Here is an 18,724-nt window from a genome sequence, read left to right on the forward strand (position 1 = left end):
TTACTTATTGCACGATGAATTCGGTAAACAGCACTTCCTGCAGCGCAAGCGTCGGCTGCGGCTCGCTCAGCGGTTTATCGAACAGTGCCTTGATATCCTCCGCGAGCTTGGCCTTGCCTTCCGGTGAGGTCAGCTCCTGGGCGCTCTTGCCGGACAGCAGCATCAAAAGGCGGCTGCGTATCTGTGGCATGCGATCCGTCAGCAGGGTCTGGGTCGTCGCGTCGCCGACCCGCAGGGACAGGCCAAGATACAAAAGCCGGCTGGCAGCGGCGTCATCGCCGGTCAGGTTGACGGTGAAGGGAGCGATCTTGACGAAAAGCGGCGTCGGCGCTTCGATCGGAGCGAAGGCGGCGGCCTGTTCGGCGCCGGTGCTGTTCTTGCCGAGAAACAGATAGGCCCCCATGCCGGTGATCACCATCGCCATGACGAACAGCAGTGCGATCACCAGCCACTTCAATTTACCGGAAGATTTTTCAGAGTCAGCCATGCTTAGGTTGCCATCCATCAAGAGTTAGCGTTCAGGATGGGAAGTATGCCTCTGGAGCGGTCTGGTTCATGGCGCGAAAAGCGAAAAGGAATCCGCCTATCTCGCGGTTTCAAAATACCTTGCCGGGTTTCCGCTCAGGCGTAGAGATCCACCCGATCATCGAGATGGGAGCTGGGCTGGGAAGTCAATGACGGCTCCGAAGCGACGTCGTTTTTATTCACCGTGAAATAGCGGGTGCCGGCGCCGGGTTGTCTGCCATCCCCCTGCCGAGGATTATCTTGGAATCCCTGATCACCGACGGAGGTTTCTCCCAAGGCAATACCCTGTTGGGCCAGAGCTTCCCGCAGCTGGGGAATCGCCTGTTCGATCAGGCCGCGCACCTGGGCATGACCGGAAAGGAAGTGCGCCTGGGCACCCTGATCGCTGAGCTTGAGGGTCACCGATAAAGGCCCGAGTTCTTCCGGATTGAGCCTGAGTTTCATCTGCTGATCGCCTCGCTGGGTCAAGGCGATGAGGTGCTGGCCTAGCTGCTGGGACCACTGAGGGCTTTGCAGGGGAGCGGTGATGGTGGGGCTGGCTGCCTGACCGGAAGCGCTCATGGCCGTGCCGGTGCCCTGCAACGGCGCCGCAGTGCCATCCTGGCGGAGCAGGCCGCTTGTCGAGCCGGCCTTGTCCAGCAGTTGATCGAAGCCTTCCAGGTTCTCTTCAAGCTTCTCAGCAACGGGCGAAATCACGCCATCACCGGAAGAACGAGCCGCGTTCAAGGTGGTGGCCTGCAATGTGGTCGAAGGGGCGGGAGTCGGCTGAATCTGTGAGATCTTTGCCGCTTCGGATTCGACCATCTCACCGGCGACTTCATGGATCAAGGGTCTTCCGGCGGGCAAGGCCTGGCCCTTGATCTCGGAAGCTTCCTGTTTCACGGCCAGCGGTTCTTGTATCGCCGGTTTCAATGCCTTCGCGGAATCCAGCGGACGAATCGCCTGGGCCATGGCGATCAAGGCAATCAAGGGCTCGTCGGTGTCTTTTTCCAGTTGGTCTTCTGACGGATCATTCCTGGGACGGTCGAGATGACTGTTCGGACGAATCTCGAGCGCCACCTCGGCCAAGCCTGCTGGTTGGGGAAGGCCATCCTGGGGTCGGGTATCTAAAGACATGCCGTCTTGAGGCAGTTTGCCGGTGACGGCGCCGATGAGTCGGGCGAAGGAGCCATCCGTCGCCGGTGTTGCGGAGGTTCCCGCACCCGAGGAGGGCAAGGCTTGAGGCGTAACGGGCAGAAGCTTGATATCCATGGTTTTCTCGAACTGGTTCAGCGATTGCGATCTTGGCGACGGGCTAGGCTATTGGCACTCATTTCGTCGTTACGCCGCTGTTCCTGGCGCTGTTGCTCCTGGCGCTGCTGATCCTGGCGCCGGGAACTCAAGGTGTTATAGGAAGACAGCTTGCGCTGTTCCTTCTGCCACTGCTGCTGGGCGCTGCTAACCTGATGCTGCTGGTGGCTAAGCTGCTGTCGCGCGCGTTCGATGGCATCGTCCAGGGTGCCTAGAAAGCCTTGGTAATTGCGCAGGGTCATGGGCTTGACCCCTTGCTTGAGCGCGTCCTGCAGGCGATCCGCGTATTCCATGCGGTAGCGGTGCAGTGCTTCGAACTGATGGCTGGCCTTTTGCTGGGTCTGGCGATTCTTGGCCAGCAACTGACCCGCCGCGTCTCGGGAGTCCTGGGCCAGTTCCGCCAGGCGCTCCAAGGGGTTGTTCGTACTCATTCGTCTCCTCCGATCGCTTGGGAAAGCGCCTGTCTGGCCGGGACGATATCCGCCCGTTCATCGATGCGCTGCTGCAGGAAGCCTTCCAGCGCCGGATAGCGTTTCACCGCTTCGTCGAGCTGGGGATCGTGGCCGGGGCTGTAGGCGCCGACGCTGATCAGATCCCGGTTGCGCTGATAGCTGGAGAACAGCTGCTTGAAGCGCTGAGACTCCCGTTGCTGCTCCTTGTCGACAATGGCGGTCATGGCACGGCTGATGGAGGCCTCGATATCGATGGCCGGATAGTGGCCGGATTCCGCAAGGCTGCGGGACAGCACGATATGGCCGTCGAGAATCGCTCGGGCGGAATCCGCGATAGGATCCTGCTGGTCGTCACCTTCCGCCAGCACCGTATAGAAGGCGGTGATCGAGCCGCCATCCTTTGAGCCGTTGCCGGCCCGCTCCACCAAGCCCGGCAGCTTGGCGAACACCGAGGCGGGGTAGCCCTTGGTGGCCGGCGGCTCGCCGATAGCCAGGGCGATTTCCCGCTGGGCCATGGCGTAGCGGGTCAGGGAATCCATGATCAGCAGAACGTCCCGGCCTTGGTCGCGAAAGTCTTCCGCCAGGCGAGTGGCGTAGGAAGCGCCCTGCAGGCGCTGCAGCGGCGAGGTATCCGCCGGCGCCGCCACCACCACGGAGCGGGCAAGCCCCTCGGCGCCGAGAATGTTGTCGATGAAATCCTGTACTTCCCGGCCTCGCTCGCCGATCAGCCCCACTACGATCACATCCGCCTTGGTGAAGCGGGCCATCATGCCGAGAAGCACGGATTTACCCACCCCCGAGCCCGCGAACAACCCCATGCGCTGACCTCGACCCACGCTGAGCAGAGCGTTGATGGCGCGGATGCCCACATCGATCTGCTGGGTGATCGGCGCTCGGGAAAGCGGATTCAGCGGCGGAGTGGCCAGTGGCGCCTGGGGAGTGTCCTGGGGCAGTTCGATGCCGTCCAGCGGGTTGCCGCTGCCGTCCACCACCCGGCCAAGCAGTCCTTTTCCCAGAGGGAAACGCCGGGCGCTCTGGCGGTTGCCGTGGCCTAGGGGAAAGACTCGGGCACCGGGAATCAAGCCGCTGATTTCCGCCAGCGGCATCAGAAAGAGTTTTTCTCCAGTGAAACCCACCACTTCCGCTTCGGCGAAATGCGCCTTGGCCTCACCGTTTTCGGTTGCCACCTCGATGCGGCAGGCGCTGCCCAAGGGCACGCGAAGCCCCACCGCTTCCAGCACCAGGCCGGTGGCGCGCACGATACGCCCGCTGGCGCGATAGGCGGGCAGGGCGCTGACTCGCTTGCGGACCCGGTCCAAGGCGGTCTGCCAGTGGGCCAGATGGGGATTGGAAGCGGGGTCGACGAAAAAATGGCCGGTGGAAACTGTGGAATTCATGACTCTTTCTCCGCGGAACGAGCCGTCGAGCGGTGGCGAATCTGTTCCATGACCCCGGCGCAGCGCTGTTCCCAGGTGGCGTCCAGCTCGCCGCTGTTGCTGGTGACGCGACAACCGCCGCGAGCCAGCTGCTCGTCCGCCTGTAGCCTCCAGCCCAGCGCCGTCAGTTCCTGTTCCATGGCGTCCTTGACCAGCTCGATGTCCTGCGGGTGCAGCCGCAGACGCGGATGACCACTGAGGGCGGGTTCCAGGTGCAGTAGTTCGCGCACGATCTCGACGATCTGCTCCGGGTTTGCCTTCAGCGCCTCACCGGCAAGCTGATAGCCGGTGGCCAGGGCAAGCTCCACCAGGCTATCGGCGATTTCCTCGTCCCGCTGGGCCAGTGCCTGATTGAAGCTCTCGATCAGAGGCAGCAGGGCGGCAAGCGTCTGACGCGACTGCTCCTTCAGCTCCTGGCGGCCCTGGGCGCGACCTTCCTCGAGGCCTTTGGCGTAACCGTCTTTCCTGCCTTCCTCGTGGCCTTCCGCGTAGCCGGTCTCGTGGGCCTGCTGGCGGAGGGCCTGGCGCTCGGTTTCAAGAGCGTTCTTGCGCGCCTTCGCCTGCTGGGATTCGGCGTTATCCGGGTGCTCCTCTCGGCGCTTCTCGACCCGGGAAGACAGGTCGTCCATTTGCCAACGGTGCCAGTGTCGCGGATGTCGAATACAGGTCTCAGACATATTCCTCGTCTCCGCCGCCGATCACGATATCGCCGTTGTCCGCCAGTCGCCGCACGATCTGCAGAAGCTTCTTCTGCTCTTCCTCGACTCGGGAGACGCGCATGGGGCCCCGGGCGTCCATGTCTTCCATCAGCAGCTGCGCCGCTCGCTGGGACATGTTGCGGGTGAACTTGTCGATCATGTTCTGATTGGCGTTCTTGAGGGCCACGCACAGCACGCTGGTATCGGTTTCCTTGAGCAGCATCTGAATGGCGCGATCTTCCAGGTCGAGCAGATTCTCGAACACGAACATCTCGTCGATGATGCGCTGGGCCAGGTCCTCGTTATGACCGCGCACGGTTTCGATGACCCCTTCTTCCTGGGCGGTGTTCATCAGGTTGAGAATCTCCGCGGCGGTGCGTACCCCGCCGACCTTGCTGCGCTTGATGTTCTGGCCTTCCAGCATGCCGCTGAGCACTTCCGTCAGCTCCTTGAGGGCTTCCGGCTGCACCCCACTGAAGGTAGCGATACGCAGCACCACGTCGTCTCGCAGCTTGTCTTCGAGCAGCTCAAGCACGCGCGCGGCCTGATGACGCTGTAGATGCACCAGGATGGTGGCGATGATCTGCGGGTGCTCTTCGCGGATCATTTCGCTGACCATGTTGGGTTCCATGACGTTCAGGGCGTCGATACCCAGGCTGTTGCTGTTATCCGAAAGCACATCGTCGATCAGCCCGGAAGCACGTTCGCTACCCAGCGCCTTGGTGAGAATCGCGCGCACGTGGTCGCTGGAATTCACGTTGACGCTGGTGAACTCCTCCGCGGCCTGGCGAAAGTCTTTCAATACCCGGCGGATATCCCGGCTGCCCACCTGGCCCAGGCTGGTCATCTCCCGGCTGAGCTTGTCGATCTCCTGGCCGCTGAAGAAGCGGAAGACCCGGGCGGCGCTGTCTTCGTCCATGGAAAGCAGCAGAACGGTGCCGCGGCGTAGGCCGCTCAAGCTAGTTACATCAGGCATCGTCGTGTATCCATCCGCGAATGATCATTGCCACCATACGGGGGTCCTCCTGGGCCATGTTCTGCAGTATTTCAAGGTCGCGCGCGTGAGCGGATACCTTGGATGGTTGTCCTGTGGGTTCGTAGAGCTCGTCTTCCATTTCGTCAGCGTCATCTGCTTGGCCGGATAGGGCGCCGGAGGATTCACCAACCGTTTCGTCCTCGCCGACGCTGGCCTGGAAGCCCTGGGCCTGAGTGGCGGCCTGGGTGTAGCGCTTGATGAAGGGACGCAGCAGCAGCCAATAAAGCATCAGGAAGACCAGCGTCACCAGCAGATAGCGACCGAGCGTGAAGCCCAGGCGCTGAAGCTCCGGAGACTGCCACCAGGCCGGTTCCAAGGCCGCTTCCACCGCCTTCTGGCGGAATGGCTGATTGACTACGGCGATATCATCGCCCCGGGCCTCGGAATAGCCCATGGCCTGACGCACCAGCCGTTCGATCTGAGCAATCTCGCTTTCCGCCAGAGGAATCTGCTGGGCTTCGCCTTCTTCGTTCTCGATGTGGCGATAGTCCACCACCACCGCCGCGCTCAAGCGCTCGATGCGACCGCGCTGATACTGAACGTGGGCGACGTTGCGATCGACTTCGTAATTGATCACGCTGTCTCGCTGTACGTCGTCCGGGGGCTGCTTGTCTTGCTGCGTGTTGGCATCCTGGGCATTTTCCTCGCCCTCCGTCTGAATCGGCGAGGGCAGGGTGGTGGGGGGCGTATTGGTCAAGGCGCCGGGCACCCCGCCTTCCGGTAGGCCGTCGCCGCCGCGATAGGACAGGCTCTGCTGAGCGCTTCTGACCGCCGCCCGCTCCGAGGACTGATTGGGACCGTAGCGTTCGCTGGTTTCTTCCCGCTGAGAGAAATCCACCTGGGCAGCCACTTGGGCATGCACGTTCTGCATGCCGAGGATCGGCTCCAGAATGTTCTGGATGCGCCGCTGATAGGAGCGCTCCACCTCGGCAATATAGTCGAGCTGGGTGGTGCTCAGGCCGCCGGCGCTCTTGTCCTCGCTGGACAGCAGACGGCCGCGCTGATCCACCAGGGTAACCATGTCCGCGGTGAGATCCGGCACGCTGCTGGAGACCATGTGCACGATGGCGCTGACCTGGCCCTCGTTGAGACTGCGCCCCGGTTGCAGGGTCAGCACCACGGAGGCCTTGGCGGGCTTGCGCTCGCGCACGAATACCGAGGGCTTGGCCATGGCCAGATGAATGCGCGCCCGGGCCACCGGTCCCAGGGATTCGATGGAATGCGCGAGTTCGCCTTCCAGGCTGCGCTGAAAGTTGATCTGCTCGGCGAACTGGCTGATACCGAAGGCCTGATTGTCCATCAGCTCGAAACCGACGTTGCCGCCTTCGGGAAGCCCTTGTTCCGCCAGCTGCAGTCGTAGTTTATGCACCTGATCGCTGGGCACCAGCAGAGTCTTGCCGCCGGCGCTGAACTCGTAGGGTACGCCTCGGCTATCCAGTTCACTGATGATTCGCCCGCCGTCCGCTTCGCTCAGATTAGTGTACAGCACCCGGTAGCTGGGACTTTGCGCCCACAGCAGCAGTGCGATGACGATGGCAATGATCGCCGCGCCGACGACCAGCAGGGGAACGAGTGGACTCTTGCGCAGGGTGGCGAGGATTCGGGAAAATCCGTTTTCCGTCGACGTTCCGCCGCGCTCCATAGTGGATGCACCGCTCATGAGACGCTCCCCGGTAAGAAGGGAACATCAATGAGTAACGATGAGGTCAACAGGGCAATCGTCATGGCGGCTCTTTCAGGGAAAGGCAAAAATGAATGGGGCCATTATGCTGATGCGAGGAAAAGATAAAGTTGGAAAAAGCCCGGGTTTTCAGCGTCATTTACGCGCATCGTTCGGGGAAGTCGCTTGTTAGGCTTGCCACCATAGCCCTCTATGTCGATTCCGACTTTCTTGCGCCTGAGGTTTAAACCATGACGTTACCCATCGGCAATGCCGCCTTGCTGTCCTCTCTGCAGCCTTCTTCCTTGCAGCAGCCCGCCCTGCAGCAGATGCGCCAGTTGGCGCATCAGGCCGCCGGCGCGGTCCAGGCCTCCGGCGAGACCGGAAGCAGCGGCTTCGCTGGGGAGCTGCGCGCCTCCCTAGATCGGGTCAACCAGCTTCAGCAGGTGTCAAGCCAGCAGCAGACCGCCTTCCAGAGCGGCGACCCGAGGGTGGCGCTCAACGATGTCATGGTGGACAAGCAGAAGGCCAGCGTGGCTTTCGAGATGACCGTACAGCTCAGAAATCGACTCGTCACCGCCTATAAAGACGTGATGAACATGCCGGTATAGGCGGAACCATCCATGAATCCTTCGACGTTTATCGGTATCGTCGCGAGCCTGATGCTGCTGGTCAGCGTGGTGCTGACCAGCGCGGACGCCCCGGCCACCTTCCTCAACCTGCCGGGTCTCGGCATCGTGCTGACCGGCACCTTGGCCGCCACCTTCATCAGCTATCCGCTGAAGGAAGTGCTGCGGGTGGTGCGGCTGGTCGGGCTGGTGTTTCGCCGGGAGAAATCCCGGGACGAACGAGATATCGCTACCCTGGTGAGCCTGGCGCGGACCTGGTTTGCCGGGGATGTTCGCGGCGTGGAACAGGCGCTGCCGAACTGTCGCAACCCCTTCCTGCGCACCGGCATCCAGCTGGTGATCGACCACGCCAAGGAGGAGGAAATCATCGATCTGCTGCGCTGGCGTATCGCTCGACTCAAGGCCCGGGAACGGGCGGAGGCGCAGATATTTCGCACCATGGCGCTTTACGCGCCGGCTTTCGGCATGATCGGTACCCTGGTGGGGCTGGTGAACATGCTCGACGTCATGGATAGCGCGGATATCGCGGTGATCGGCGAGCGTATGGCGGTGGCGCTGCTGACTACCTTCTATGGCATCGTGCTAGCCAACCTGATCTTCAAGCCCATCGCGGTGAAGCTCGAGCGGCGCACGGAGGAACGCCTTATTACCATGAACATGGTGCTGGAAGGGGTCTGTCTGATGTCACGCCGGCGCCTGCCTTCGGTGATCGAGGAAACCCTCAAGTCCTTCATGGCCCAGCATCGGGACGAACTGTTCGACGGAACGCGAAACGCCAAGGCGGAAGCCGCGGAATTCGACCTGGCCCATGCCCGAGGCGTCAAGAAAGCCCCGATGCGTTCTGGGCTGGCGCGCTCGCCTGCCAAATCGAGAATCTGACATGATCGAGAATCCCCGCGTCACCAGCCATCGCGACGTGCTGCTCGACGAAACGGCCCCGGACGATACCGGCGGCATCTGGATGCTCAGCTATCTTGACGTGATGACCCTGCTGGTGGCCCTCTTCGCCCTGTTGCTTTCCCTGACGGGCATGGCGCGCCAGACTTCCGAGACGCGCCCGCGGGTCGCCTGGCAGCCGGCGGTGGCGCTGGTTCAGGCGGTGGAACAGGCCAGGGTCGAAAAGTGGCAGGCGGTGGTCAGCCTGCAGGATTTTCTCGAGCGCCAGGCCCTGGACAACATGCAGGCCCTGGCGGAAGCGCAGCGCCGGATCGCGACGGTGGGTGAAATCACACCCGGGGCGATAGTGGCCGCGCTAGGCGTGGCGAAGCCTCGTGCCACGCCTTGGGTCAATACTGCCGGCGCCATTGAGTTGGTGCGTCGACATCGTTACGCGACCCAGCGTATGGATCAGGGAGCGATCGACAGCGCCCTGGTACTCAGCCGGGTGCGCGCGCTCCCCAGTGATCTCAGTCTCGAGGGCGTGGAGATCACCCCAGTAGACCAGGGCATCCGACTGCGCATTCAGGATCAGCTGCTGTTCTCCACCGGTCGCGACACACTGCGCAGCAGCGGCTATGAAACCGTCAAACAGCTGCTGGATATCGTCGAGCGCTATCACGGCGAGATCTCCGTCGAGGGGCATACGGACAATATTGATATCAAGACTTCCCATTATCCTTCGAACTGGGAACTGTCTACCGCCCGGGCCACCGCCATCGTGCGTTATTTTCTTGAAGCGGGAATCGACCCGTCCCGGGTGCGAGCAATCGGCTACGCGGATACTCGACCCCTTGCCAGCAACGACACCGCCGCAGGCCGGGCGGCCAATCGGCGGGTTGAGGTGATTCTAACGCTATAGAAGACGAGGAATGCTCGAAGGCGAGGTGTTAGGCCATCGTAGTAGGGTGTGTGCCGGCGCTCAGATCCCGCCATTCTTGCCGGGAGGGCCATTCCGCCAGCCAGGCCTCCAGGTTTGCTGCCGGCATGGGGCGGGCGATGCCGTAGCCTTGGGCCAGCTGGCAGCCTCTTTTTATCAGGGCCTTGGCCTGGGCCAAGGTTTCCACGCCCTCCGCCAGCATCGAGTGGCCGAAACGGTTCGCCAGGTAGATGATACTTTCCACCATCGCCATGTCCTCCTGACCCCGCAGCATGTCTCGCACGAAGCTGCGGTCGATCTTGATGGCATTGATCGGCAGTTTTCGCAGATGAATCAAGGAGGAAAAACCGGTGCCGAAATCGTCGATGGACACATGGATATTCAGGGCCTGGCAGCGACGAACCACGCGATCCGCCCGCAGGGTATCGTCGATGGCGGCGGTTTCGAGAATTTCCAGCTGTAGCCGCTCTGCGGGTACGTCCGGGTAGCGTGCCAGCAGCATTTCCAGGCGGTCGATAAAATGTTCCGATAGCAGATGCAAAGGACTGATATTGATGCTGATAGGGAGCTCAAGGCCGCTTTTTTCCCACTGCTGCAGTTGCATCAGCGCCTGTTCGGTCACCCATTCCCCCAGCAGGATTTCGAGGTCGCTGCCTTCGATGGCGGGCAGAAACTGGCCCGGCACCAACAAACCCTGTTCAGGATGGCGCCAGCGTAGCAGGGCCTCCATGCCGATGACTCGGCGGCTGAGCATGTCCACCTGGGGCTGATAGTAAAGGCAAAGCTCATCATTGTTCAGGGCGTCGACGAAGCGGCGCCGCTCTGCTCTACGCGAGCGCTGCTGACGGCCTTGGTGATAATCAAAAAAATGGAAGGCGTTGCCGCCGAGCTGCTTGGCCTGGTACATGGCCTGAGTGGCGTGGCGCAGCAGCACTTCTTCAGACGCCTCGTCACGAGGAAAATGAGTGACGCCGATGCTCACCGAGAGTCGCAGGGTTTCATTGCCCAGGCTGATCGGCCGATGAAGGAGCAGATCGCCAGCGGTGAGCCGTCACGACGTGCTCGGCGCATGGCTTGGCACATCAACTCGATCAGACGGCGGCGATGCGACGCTCCGGCCAAGCCGTGGAAATGTGATGTGTCTTGACAGGGGTTCGCTATCGTGTTCCAGCCTAGCATGCGATGTGCCGCCGTGTCAGAGAGGTGTTGGTATGGTCTCCGCGCCTGGTTTCCCGGAGCGCTTGCTCGGCCTTGGCGATCATGACACCGGCGGCATGTTCGAAGTGATACTCGACGACACTCAGTTCGAGCCGGGTGGGTAATCCCAGCAGGCGTGTTTGAGCGACGCGCTTTCGCAGCCGCTCGCCTTGATGCAGGGCATCGTCGAAACGCGCGTCCGGCAGCAGGGCGGCGAAGCGGTGATCGTTCCAGCGGGCCAAGATATCCTGACCCCGTAGGCAGTGCTGTGCCAGGGTAGCCAGCTGCTTCAAGAGTTCACACTCAACGTCACGGCCACAGGTCATGGCGATAGCGTCGCAATCAACGATTTCGAACAGGATCAAGGAAAAGGGAGCCGTGTCTTTCGGCGCGTTTGCCAGCCGACGAACCAGCGCCTCGGTAAACGCCTGAGGAGTGAGCAGACCAGTCAGATCGTCATGCGGCGTCAGGTGAGTCGCGCGGCGCTGCCGCATTACCGAAGAGACAATATGGTTCCTGCCCGGGACAGACGGGGCGCCGCTAAGTCCTGCGCCAATAGGCGCGCGGCGATCCGGCGGGGCGAAGCACTGTGATTCCCTGATGGCGGAATATCGCGATTGGGGCATGAACCGCTCCCTATTAGTTATCAAGCTACCTTCAAGTGGCGCATCAAAGAACGAGTTTCTTGCGTCTGTGCTAGTGATGTTTTTAACAATATAGTAACAAAAAATTGCTTTTGGAAATACTGTGTCGTACGAATCGCTTCACGATTTTCAAACATTTTGCAATATGAAAGCGTTATCAGGGTAAAACAGTAATTTCTCAATTAGACGGTAGCCGGTCAATCCGCGGTTTACTCACCAATATCCTCACGGGTTCCTGAGCCTGACGGGTTCAGGAGGTAATCGGAAAGAGCGATGAGGATTAGAACGTATAGGAAATACCCAGGACCGCGACCGGATAGATTGCGACTTCTTCAACGTCATCCTTGAGCTTGCGTTCTTACTTGCGCAGGTCATCCTGGAATCTGGGGTTATCCGCCGCCGGACCGCTGGCCCTCAAGGAGACTTCCGCGTCCGTTGCCATGACGCCCAGTTCGGAAAAGAATCCGAAGCCGCTGCGATGAGACGCTCGCCAACCCAGATAGGGCTGTACGCCGTCCGCTACGGCGCTGACGGCGACATGGTGCTCGAAGCCCTGAGCATTGCCGATACCGGCGCCGAGTAAAGCAGTGGCAAGGCCGAAGGCCATCCGGTGTTTCATTAACGTGTTCCCTTGCTGTGGAGACGATAGGTTTCGGAATCGGTCATTTTTCATGAGCCGGCATGCCGGACCTAAAGACTATCGGCAGGCTTGGAGAAGAACTTGAGTAAAAAGAGGCTCATCGAACGCGGGTTCTCAAGCCAATCGGGGCAGTGCCGATAACTCGCTTACCTTTCACTGCGATTGGCGCGTCCCTCACGCCTCTACTGCTTTCCCGACGAGCCCCTTATATGCTTCTGATAAAAAAGACATCTTCCCTGCACGAAGCCCTCAAGGCCCATACCGCCTGCATTCTTTTTACGCCGGAAGGTGTGATTCTCGATGCCAGCGACGCCTTCCTCGACGTGGTCGGTTACAAGCTGCAAGACATAAAAGGGCAGCACCATCGCCTGTTCTGTACCTCCGAGACGCATCAGACATCTGCCTATAAAAAATTCTGGAAAGTTCTTGCCAAGGGGGAAAGCCGCGGCGGAACCTTTCATCGGCTGGACAGGCAAGGACGCACCATCTGGCTGGAAGCGACCTATCTGCCGGTGAAGAATCGCCACGGAAGAGTCGGCTATATCATCAAGATCGCCAATGATGTCACCGCCAAGCACCAGGCTGCCGCGGACCAGGATGCGGTACTGACCGCCTTGAACGCCTCGATGGCTGTTATCGAGTTCACGCCGACCGGCGAGGTTATCCGGGCCAACGACAACTTCCTGAAGGCGATGGAGTATCGTCTCCAGGATATTGCCGGTCGTCATCACCGCATGTTCTGTAGCGACGCGTTCTATCGGGAAAATCCGTATTTCTGGGAGGAACTGGCGGACAATGCTTTCAAGCAGGGCAAGTTCGAACGCTTCACCGCCACCGGGCGGACCATCTGGCTCGAGGCCACCTATAATCCGGTGGTGGATGAAGACGGTCAGGTCATCAAGATCGTCAAGTTCGCCACCGACATCACCGATGCGGTGGAAGAGGAGCGGGCGGCTCGCAGCGCGGTGGAATCCGCTCGCACGACCGCCCAGCAGACCGAGGCCATCGCCGCCAACGGCCTGGATCAGCTTGCCCAGGCGGTGACTACCGCGGACAGCGCGGCGGCGGAAGTGGAGGCGGCCCAGTCCATCATCGGGGCACTGCACCGGCAGATCAATACCATCAATGAGATCACCGGCACGATCTCTCGCATCGCTCAGCAAACCAACCTGCTGGCGCTGAATGCGTCGGTGGAAGCCGCTCGGGCCGGCGAACATGGCCGAGGTTTTGCCGTGGTGGCCAAGGAAGTGCGGGAGCTTTCCCAAGGGTCTACCGCTTCCGCCCAGGAGATCTCCGCGGTGCTGGGGGAGAACAACGAACTGATTCGCCAGGCCAGCGACAAGATGAGCGACGCCGCAAGCCAGAGCGCCAGCAGCCGAAAGCGAGTGGGGGAAACCCAGGGCATCATTCAGGAAATTCTAAGCGGCGCGGAGAGCGTTTCTTACGCGGTAAGCCGGCTATAAGCCGGCTGATTTGCCTCGAACCGTGTCCTGTCATTGATCGATGACTTGCCCGGTCATGGATCATCTGGCCGGGCATTTTATTGGATCGGTTAAAAACCGGGGCGTCAGCCCACTTCCACCCGATTGCGACCGTTATGCTTGGCCAGGTAAAGCGCTTGATCCGCCCGGTCATAGAGGGTATCGAAGGACACCTTGTCGCCGCCGGGGGTATGAGTCAGTCCAATGCTCACGGTAATGGAAATGATCTCGCCCTTGTGCACGAAGCCGAACTCGGTGACCCCTTCACGAATTCGCTCGCATAGCCGAGTGGCGCCTTCCAGGTTCGTGTCCGGCATGACCACGCAGAACTCTTCGCCTCCCACCCGCGCGGCGACGTCGGATTCGCGAATCAGTTCGGAGAGGGTCTGGCCGAACTGCCGCAGCACCTGATCCCCCAGTGGATGACCGTAACGATCGTTGATGCGTTTGAAGTAATCGATATCCAGCAGCGCCAGGCTCAGCGGGCGCTTGTAACGATGAGCCAGCAGCAGCGCCTGTTCCGACTTGTTGAGCAGCGCCCGGCGGTTATTGAGCCGAGTGAGTTCGTCGGTCAGGGTCAGTCGGTGCAGGCCGGACTGGCGCCGCAGCACGCGTTCGAAGATCAGGATCACCCCGATGGTGGTCAGCAGAATGGCCAGGCCGATGGAAGCCAGTGCCTTGATCAGATCCGAAAGCTGCTCTTGATACCCCTGGCTGGCCTCCAGGGCGCGGGAATGCAGCGTGCGATAGAGCTGACCGAGACGTTCCAGCAAACCGTTGCCCCGGCGTTCCAGTTCCTCCGCGGGAACCTGAGAAGGCGGTCGCTCCATCAGGATTTCCCGCAGTTCCGCCACTTGGGGCGCGAGTCGTTGCAGGTCGCTGGATATGTTTCGATAGGTCGGCGTCTGAAGGCCATCCAGGCCCAGAAGGTAATCGAGGATATAGCGCTGCTGGGTAAGCTGGCGTTCCAGCCGGTAAAGGCGCTGAGGCTGATTGCCCACGTTCGAGAAGGATTGAGGCTCCGTCAGCACCTTGCCGGTAAAATTGAGCAGCTCATCTTCCGGCGCTTTCTGCTGATCGATCCAGAAAAGCAGTATCAGTGCGAGGGCCATCAGGGCGAGCAAGGGAAAGATCAGACCTAGCAGAATGCAGCGCTGCCGTGCGCTCGAAAATAAAGGGGTAGTCGGTTTCATGAAGCTCCATCGCGATCAGGCTGGCGTCGATATCGAAAAAAGCTGCCTTTTTTCGGACAGCGGGGTATTGACTTGTATCGGCCTGGGTTGCGATGTCTTTAGAACCTGCTCACGATTTGCTGCGCGTGATCATGAACAGGTTCTGAAATAGAGAAGGTGGGTTTGAGAAATTGAGGGTCAGTAAAGGGCCTGTTCCTCCAGCACGACTTCCTTTAGCAACTCGAGATAGAGCTTGTCCGCTTCGGAATGCTCCGACGGGTCCTCCGGAATATGTACGCTGGTGGTGTCGGAGATTTCGTTGGCGATGGTGGCCATCACCGCGGGGCCGCTGCTTTCTGGCAGGTGCTTTCGCGCTACGACCAGAGACTGTTCGAGAATCTGTGGATCCTGCAGCAGCTTCTTGATGAAACTGCGCAATTCATTGATGACGCGAGTTTTCTGCATTTCTGAGCCGGACATGAGCTGCTCCTTTCACTGACTAACTTTCACTTGATTGCGACTTGACAAGAAATATCGTTCATTGGCTGCTGTATGGCTATCACGATAATGGATCAATCGCTATCTGGGTAGCAGGTTGGTTTCTGCGGTGCTTGCCAAAGGCTGATCTGTCCGAGCCAAGGCAAGTGAGCGGCGCGTCGCTGCAGGGTAGCGATAGATCGCTCCGCTGAGCACTCCGCGGGGATGCCGGGGAGATAAAGCGTGATATCGATGCGCTGGTCCAGATAGTGCAGATTGAGATGCAGGTGGTTTTCCCACTCCGGCTGCCCCGCCCAGGCCGACATCAGCTCCCGTTCCACCGTGTCTCGCAGAGGAAGACCCGGGAAGCGGCTGGGATCGCCCTGGCCCTCGTCGTCTTCCGGATCGATATGAAAGGTGACATCCGCCAAATCCGGGAAGGCGTTACGCAGGCGGCGACTGACCTCGTTGCCAATCTCATGGCCCTCGGAGACGCTGATGCGAGGCGCCACCACCAGGTGCAGATCAAGCAGTACCTGGCCGCCGATGGTACGGGTGCGCACATCATGCACGCCGCGTACGCCGGGAACGTGAAGAGCCACCTTGCGCATGTGCTGCTGAATATCGTCGGAAAGCGCGGTGTCCACCAGCTCCTGACCGGCCTCCCAGAGCAGCTCGCCGCCGATCTTGCCCACCAGCACCGCCACCAGAATGGCTGCTACCGCATCCAGCCAGCCCGCGCCGAACTGGGCGCCGATCAGCCCGATCAACACCACCAGGGTGGAAAGCGCATCGGAGCGAGAGTGCCAGGCATTGGCTTCCAGTAGCCGCGACTTGAGTCGCCGGGCCGCCGTCAAAGTATAGCGAAAGCACCATTCCTTGCCGAACAGCGCCACCACCGCCAGGGCGATCGCCAAGAGCCCAGGGGCGCCGATAGGAGTGCCGGCCACCAGCCGCGCCACGCTGGCCCAGGCAATACCTCCGGCAACGAAGATCAGAATGCCGCCTAGCCACAGGGTGGCCAGGGTTTCGATGCGCCCATGGCCGTAGGGGTGATCGCTGTCCGGAGCCTGCTGGCCGAAATGGGTGGCGGCGAGTACGAAACCATCCGTGACCAGGTCGGAAAAGGAGTGAATACCGTCGGCGATCAGCGCCGCGGAGCCCACCATCATGCCCACCGCCACCTTGGCGATACCCAGCAGGGTATCCAGGGCGGCCCCGATCAGCGTGACCCGCTGAGCTTGGCGGCGCTGTGCGGTTCTATCCATGGGAGCTTCGACGGGAGAATCCATACTCGGCTTACAAACGTCCTGCCTTGTTGAGCGCCGGGTTGGCGTATTGCGCCAGCCACCAGTCCCTGAGCTGTTCCGGCACCTGGGCGAGGCGCTGCTCGAAGCGCTGACGATCCGCTGTTTCGACATGGCTCAGATCCACCAGTTCCGGCGCGCGACCGCTGGCTTCCAGGGCAAGCTGATGACTGGGGAACAGCCGGTAGCCCGCCAGGATCTGGCGATCGATCTCATCTGCCACCGCATCGTAATCCTCGAACTCCGCGTTCAGAGGCGTACCTACATGCAGCTGGATGTGGCCTTTTTCTCCGGTGATACCGGCGACGATGGAGCGAATATCCTCGAACTCCAGTTTGCGGTAGTTGCCTTGTGCATGAACGGCGTGCAGTTCCTTTGCTTTCTGGATATCGCAGGGGTCGTATTCGTAGCTGATGGATACTGGCACCAGACGCAGCTCGCGAATAGCATCCCCGAGACTCGCCAGCTTGTCCGTCTGGCGGCGGGCCATGGTCAGCATCTTGAGGATGGTCGGGTCGGTGCGGTCGATGCCGTCCTTGGCGCGGCCTTCCCGCTGGGCGAGCCACACGGAATGATTATCTTCGACGATGGAGTGACGAATATAGCCGGAAAGGGTCTGGTAGGCGGCCAGCATGGCGCGCTTGCCCTTGGCGGAGCGGGGCACGATGAAACTCTTGTTGAGCCGCATCAGATCGCTGACGTAGGGCTTCTGTAGCAGGTTGTCGCCGATGGCGATGCGTACCGTGTTACGCCCGGCTTGATAAAGGGCGAGATTGACGAAAGCCGGGTCCAGGGCAATATCTCGATGGTTGCTGATGAACAGGTAAGCGGTATCCGGATCAAGCTTGTCCAGTCCGATGATCCCGAAGCCGTCGGTGCTGGTCCGAATCATGCGCAGCATGTAGCTTTCGATGCGCTGCTGAAAATCCCCGACGGAATTTACCCCGCGCATCTCCCGTCGAATGGCGAGGGTGGCGATGGTATGAGCCAGCCTGGGGAGAAAACGCGCGAGTCTTGGCAATTTGTAGGCGGTCAGCGCATCCAGCAGCTCCGGATCCTTGGCCAGGCGGTCGAGCACGGGTCTGACTTCCTCGTCGCGATAAGGGCGAATGTTGGCGAAGCGATCGTCGGTGGAGTCTAGGCTGACGTTCAGGGCGCTTTCGGTCACGGCACTCTCATGGGCTTTGTTGTTGGGTACATTTTATTATGAGATATCACGCGATTGCCGCGGAGGAAAGATCAGCCTCAGCGGGCTCGGATACGGCCCGTGCCTCACCGCCCAGCCATTCGATCAGCTGCTCGATGATCTCCGCCAGGGTCTGGGCCATCAGCAGGAAGTCCGTTTCCAGGCGAACCAGGGCGTCGTCCACGTCGCTTTGTTGGCTGGCTTCGTCGAGCAGCGCGTCCGCGAAACGCAGGGATTTCAGAGCGAGATCCTCCTGCAGCACCAGGCTGAGTCGATCCTCGATCTCAAGCCCCAGCCGGGTGGCCTGGCGGCCATTTTCAAGCAGCCGGTGAATCTCGTCGCTGGCGAGATCCACCTGGCGGGCGCGCAGTACGCCGTCGTCACCCTTGGCCTTGAGTTCTACCTGATCGCCGAGGATCAAGGCGCCGGGCAGGGCGTCCGGGGCATGCAGCCATTCGGTCATGGCGCGCAGGGGCGGCGTACGGGTTGCCAGGGGCGTCACCTTGAGGCTGCCCAGGGTCTGGCGCAGCAGATCGAGCACGTCTTCGGCCCGGGCACGGCTCGAGGCGTTGACGGCGATCAAGTCGCGGCTCGTGTCCCACCACAGATCGATTTTCCGGCTGCGCACGAAGGCTCGGGGCAGCAGCTCTTCGTAGATCTGCTCTTTCAGCGCCTGCTTTTCCCGGCGCGGCACCGGAAAGCCCTGGGCAGCTTCCTGATCCGCCACCCGCTCATCGAGTTCCTCGCGAATCACACTGGTGGGCAGGATGCGCTCCTGACGCAGCGCGGAAAGCAGTCGGTGGCCCTGGAGTTCGTGCACCAGGCTCGTGCTTTTTCGCCCGCCGGGCGGGCACCAGCCGAGCCGAGTGGCTTCGCTGCCGCCCAAGGGACGCAGGGCGTGTTCCGCCGCGGCTTCCTCGAGGTCTTCCAGCGCGATGCGCGGCGTTTCGTGCAGGCGATACAGGTGCAAGTGCTTGAACCACATGGCGAGTCCCGGAATAAAAAGGATGCCCATTATGGACAAAGCAAGCGCCGGGTACCAGCGGTGCAAGGCGGCGCTCCGCCCTACGTTTAGCCT

Annotated in this window: 19 protein-coding genes; 4 read left to right on the forward strand and 15 right to left on the reverse strand. The window is 60.9% G+C overall.

Features of this window, described 5'->3' with window-relative positions:
* Positions 1-4: 4 nt before the first annotated feature.
* From fliL to fliF, 7 genes are all read right to left on the reverse strand, one after another.
* Entirely contained in the window at positions 5-487 is a 483-nt protein-coding gene (gene fliL, locus FGL86_RS11900) for a flagellar basal body-associated protein FliL (RefSeq protein WP_147184748.1), read from the reverse strand.
* A gap of 134 nt (positions 488-621) precedes the next feature.
* Positions 622-1,776, reverse strand: a complete 1,155-nt coding sequence (locus FGL86_RS11905) for a flagellar hook-length control protein FliK (protein WP_147184749.1) — start codon at positions 1,774-1,776, stop codon at positions 622-624.
* A 17-nt stretch (positions 1,777-1,793) separates the two neighbouring features.
* The gene (gene fliJ, locus FGL86_RS11910) at positions 1,794-2,246 is read right to left on the reverse strand and encodes a flagellar export protein FliJ (RefSeq protein WP_147184750.1); all 453 of its coding nucleotides are present in this window, start codon (positions 2,244-2,246) and stop codon (positions 1,794-1,796) included.
* Positions 2,243-3,664, reverse strand: a complete 1,422-nt coding sequence (gene fliI / locus FGL86_RS11915; protein ID WP_147184751.1) for a flagellar protein export ATPase FliI — start codon at positions 3,662-3,664, stop codon at positions 2,243-2,245. Before fliI ends, fliJ begins: the two co-directional genes overlap by 4 nt.
* On the reverse strand, positions 3,661-4,380 hold the full coding sequence (gene fliH / locus FGL86_RS11920) for a flagellar assembly protein FliH (RefSeq protein ID WP_147184752.1): 720 nt from the start codon (positions 4,378-4,380) through the stop codon (positions 3,661-3,663). Before fliH ends, fliI begins: the two co-directional genes overlap by 4 nt.
* Positions 4,373-5,377 (reverse strand): flagellar motor switch protein FliG, encoded by a 1,005-nt coding sequence (gene fliG / locus FGL86_RS11925; RefSeq protein WP_147184753.1) that lies wholly within the window; start codon positions 5,375-5,377, stop codon positions 4,373-4,375. Before fliG ends, fliH begins: the two co-directional genes overlap by 8 nt.
* Positions 5,370-7,097, reverse strand: a complete 1,728-nt coding sequence (fliF, locus tag FGL86_RS11930; RefSeq protein ID WP_147184754.1) for a flagellar basal-body MS-ring/collar protein FliF — start codon at positions 7,095-7,097, stop codon at positions 5,370-5,372. Before fliF ends, fliG begins: the two co-directional genes overlap by 8 nt.
* 251 nt (positions 7,098-7,348) lie before the next feature.
* Between fliF and fliE the strand changes: the two genes are divergently transcribed.
* Genes fliE through FGL86_RS11945 form a run of 3 tightly spaced genes read left to right on the forward strand, consistent with a single transcriptional unit; the run spans position 7,349 to position 9,524 of the window.
* Positions 7,349-7,708 carry a flagellar hook-basal body complex protein FliE gene (gene fliE / locus FGL86_RS11935; RefSeq protein WP_147184755.1) on the forward strand — a complete coding sequence of 120 codons (360 nt, stop codon included), beginning with the start codon at positions 7,349-7,351 and terminating at the stop codon, positions 7,706-7,708.
* Positions 7,709-7,720: 12 nt separating this feature from the next.
* On the forward strand, positions 7,721-8,605 hold the full coding sequence (locus tag FGL86_RS11940) for a motility protein A (RefSeq protein ID WP_147184756.1): 885 nt from the start codon (positions 7,721-7,723) through the stop codon (positions 8,603-8,605).
* A 1-nt stretch (position 8,606) separates the two neighbouring features.
* Positions 8,607-9,524 carry an OmpA/MotB family protein gene (locus FGL86_RS11945; protein ID WP_186764395.1) on the forward strand — a complete coding sequence of 306 codons (918 nt, stop codon included), beginning with the start codon at positions 8,607-8,609 and terminating at the stop codon, positions 9,522-9,524.
* Between the two features lie 28 nt (positions 9,525-9,552).
* Here the strand turns inward: FGL86_RS11945 and FGL86_RS11950 are convergent, their stop codons facing one another.
* From FGL86_RS11950 to FGL86_RS11960, 3 genes are all read right to left on the reverse strand, one after another.
* On the reverse strand, positions 9,553-10,524 hold the full coding sequence (locus tag FGL86_RS11950; protein ID WP_147184758.1) for a putative bifunctional diguanylate cyclase/phosphodiesterase: 972 nt from the start codon (positions 10,522-10,524) through the stop codon (positions 9,553-9,555).
* A gap of 190 nt (positions 10,525-10,714) precedes the next feature.
* Positions 10,715-11,365, reverse strand: a complete 651-nt coding sequence (locus FGL86_RS11955; protein WP_147184759.1) for a GGDEF domain-containing protein — start codon at positions 11,363-11,365, stop codon at positions 10,715-10,717.
* A 376-nt stretch (positions 11,366-11,741) separates the two neighbouring features.
* Positions 11,742-12,002 (reverse strand): hypothetical protein, encoded by a 261-nt coding sequence (locus FGL86_RS11960; protein WP_147184760.1) that lies wholly within the window; start codon positions 12,000-12,002, stop codon positions 11,742-11,744.
* 230 nt (positions 12,003-12,232) lie between these two features.
* Here FGL86_RS11960 and FGL86_RS11965 point away from each other — a divergent pair, with 230 nt between their 5' ends.
* Complete coding sequence (locus FGL86_RS11965; RefSeq protein WP_147184761.1) at positions 12,233-13,486, forward strand: methyl-accepting chemotaxis protein; 1,254 nt, start codon at positions 12,233-12,235, stop codon at positions 13,484-13,486.
* A gap of 104 nt (positions 13,487-13,590) precedes the next feature.
* On the opposite strand, the gene FGL86_RS11970 is transcribed toward FGL86_RS11965, so the two are convergent.
* The 5 genes from FGL86_RS11970 to FGL86_RS11990 form a co-directional block, all read right to left on the reverse strand.
* A complete protein-coding gene (locus FGL86_RS11970) occupies positions 13,591-14,697 on the reverse strand; it encodes a GGDEF domain-containing protein (RefSeq protein ID WP_147184762.1) in 1,107 nt (368 codons plus the stop codon).
* 177 nt (positions 14,698-14,874) lie between these two features.
* Complete coding sequence (locus FGL86_RS11975) at positions 14,875-15,156, reverse strand: hypothetical protein (RefSeq protein ID WP_147184763.1); 282 nt, start codon at positions 15,154-15,156, stop codon at positions 14,875-14,877.
* A 92-nt stretch (positions 15,157-15,248) separates the two neighbouring features.
* Positions 15,249-16,421, reverse strand: coding sequence for a cation diffusion facilitator family transporter (locus FGL86_RS11980; RefSeq protein ID WP_246131615.1), 1,173 nt, complete (start codon positions 16,419-16,421; stop codon positions 15,249-15,251).
* 31 nt (positions 16,422-16,452) lie between these two features.
* Entirely contained in the window at positions 16,453-17,628 is a 1,176-nt protein-coding gene (locus FGL86_RS11985) for a 1-acyl-sn-glycerol-3-phosphate acyltransferase (RefSeq protein ID WP_147184765.1), read from the reverse strand.
* 46 nt (positions 17,629-17,674) lie between these two features.
* Entirely contained in the window at positions 17,675-18,631 is a 957-nt protein-coding gene (locus tag FGL86_RS11990; RefSeq protein WP_147184766.1) for a recombination-associated protein RdgC, read from the reverse strand.
* Positions 18,632-18,724 lie beyond the last annotated feature (93 nt).

Source organism: Pistricoccus aurantiacus, assembly GCF_007954585.1.
GTDB classification, from domain to species: domain Bacteria; phylum Pseudomonadota; class Gammaproteobacteria; order Pseudomonadales; family Halomonadaceae; genus Pistricoccus; species Pistricoccus aurantiacus.

Coding starts and splice junctions, on each gene's coding strand:
- fliL (WP_147184748.1), bottom strand. CDS start 487: ATGGCTGACTCTGAAAAATCTTCCGGTAAATTGAAGTGGCTGGTGATC.
- FGL86_RS11905 (WP_147184749.1), bottom strand. CDS start 1,776: ATGGATATCAAGCTTCTGCCCGTTACGCCTCAAGCCTTGCCCTCCTCG.
- fliJ (WP_147184750.1), bottom strand. CDS start 2,246: ATGAGTACGAACAACCCCTTGGAGCGCCTGGCGGAACTGGCCCAGGAC.
- fliI (WP_147184751.1), bottom strand. CDS start 3,664: ATGAATTCCACAGTTTCCACCGGCCATTTTTTCGTCGACCCCGCTTCC.
- fliH (WP_147184752.1), bottom strand. CDS start 4,380: ATGTCTGAGACCTGTATTCGACATCCGCGACACTGGCACCGTTGGCAA.
- fliG (WP_147184753.1), bottom strand. CDS start 5,377: ATGCCTGATGTAACTAGCTTGAGCGGCCTACGCCGCGGCACCGTTCTG.
- fliF (WP_147184754.1), bottom strand. CDS start 7,097: ATGAGCGGTGCATCCACTATGGAGCGCGGCGGAACGTCGACGGAAAAC.
- fliE (WP_147184755.1), top strand. CDS start 7,349: ATGACGTTACCCATCGGCAATGCCGCCTTGCTGTCCTCTCTGCAGCCT.
- FGL86_RS11940 (WP_147184756.1), top strand. CDS start 7,721: ATGAATCCTTCGACGTTTATCGGTATCGTCGCGAGCCTGATGCTGCTG.
- FGL86_RS11945 (WP_186764395.1), top strand. CDS start 8,607: ATGATCGAGAATCCCCGCGTCACCAGCCATCGCGACGTGCTGCTCGAC.
- FGL86_RS11955 (WP_147184759.1), bottom strand. CDS start 11,365: ATGCCCCAATCGCGATATTCCGCCATCAGGGAATCACAGTGCTTCGCC.
- FGL86_RS11960 (WP_147184760.1), bottom strand. CDS start 12,002: ATGAAACACCGGATGGCCTTCGGCCTTGCCACTGCTTTACTCGGCGCC.
- FGL86_RS11965 (WP_147184761.1), top strand. CDS start 12,233: ATGCTTCTGATAAAAAAGACATCTTCCCTGCACGAAGCCCTCAAGGCC.
- FGL86_RS11970 (WP_147184762.1), bottom strand. CDS start 14,697: ATGAAACCGACTACCCCTTTATTTTCGAGCGCACGGCAGCGCTGCATT.
- FGL86_RS11975 (WP_147184763.1), bottom strand. CDS start 15,156: ATGTCCGGCTCAGAAATGCAGAAAACTCGCGTCATCAATGAATTGCGC.
- FGL86_RS11980 (WP_246131615.1), bottom strand. CDS start 16,421: ATGGATAGAACCGCACAGCGCCGCCAAGCTCAGCGGGTCACGCTGATC.
- FGL86_RS11990 (WP_147184766.1), bottom strand. CDS start 18,631: ATGTGGTTCAAGCACTTGCACCTGTATCGCCTGCACGAAACGCCGCGC.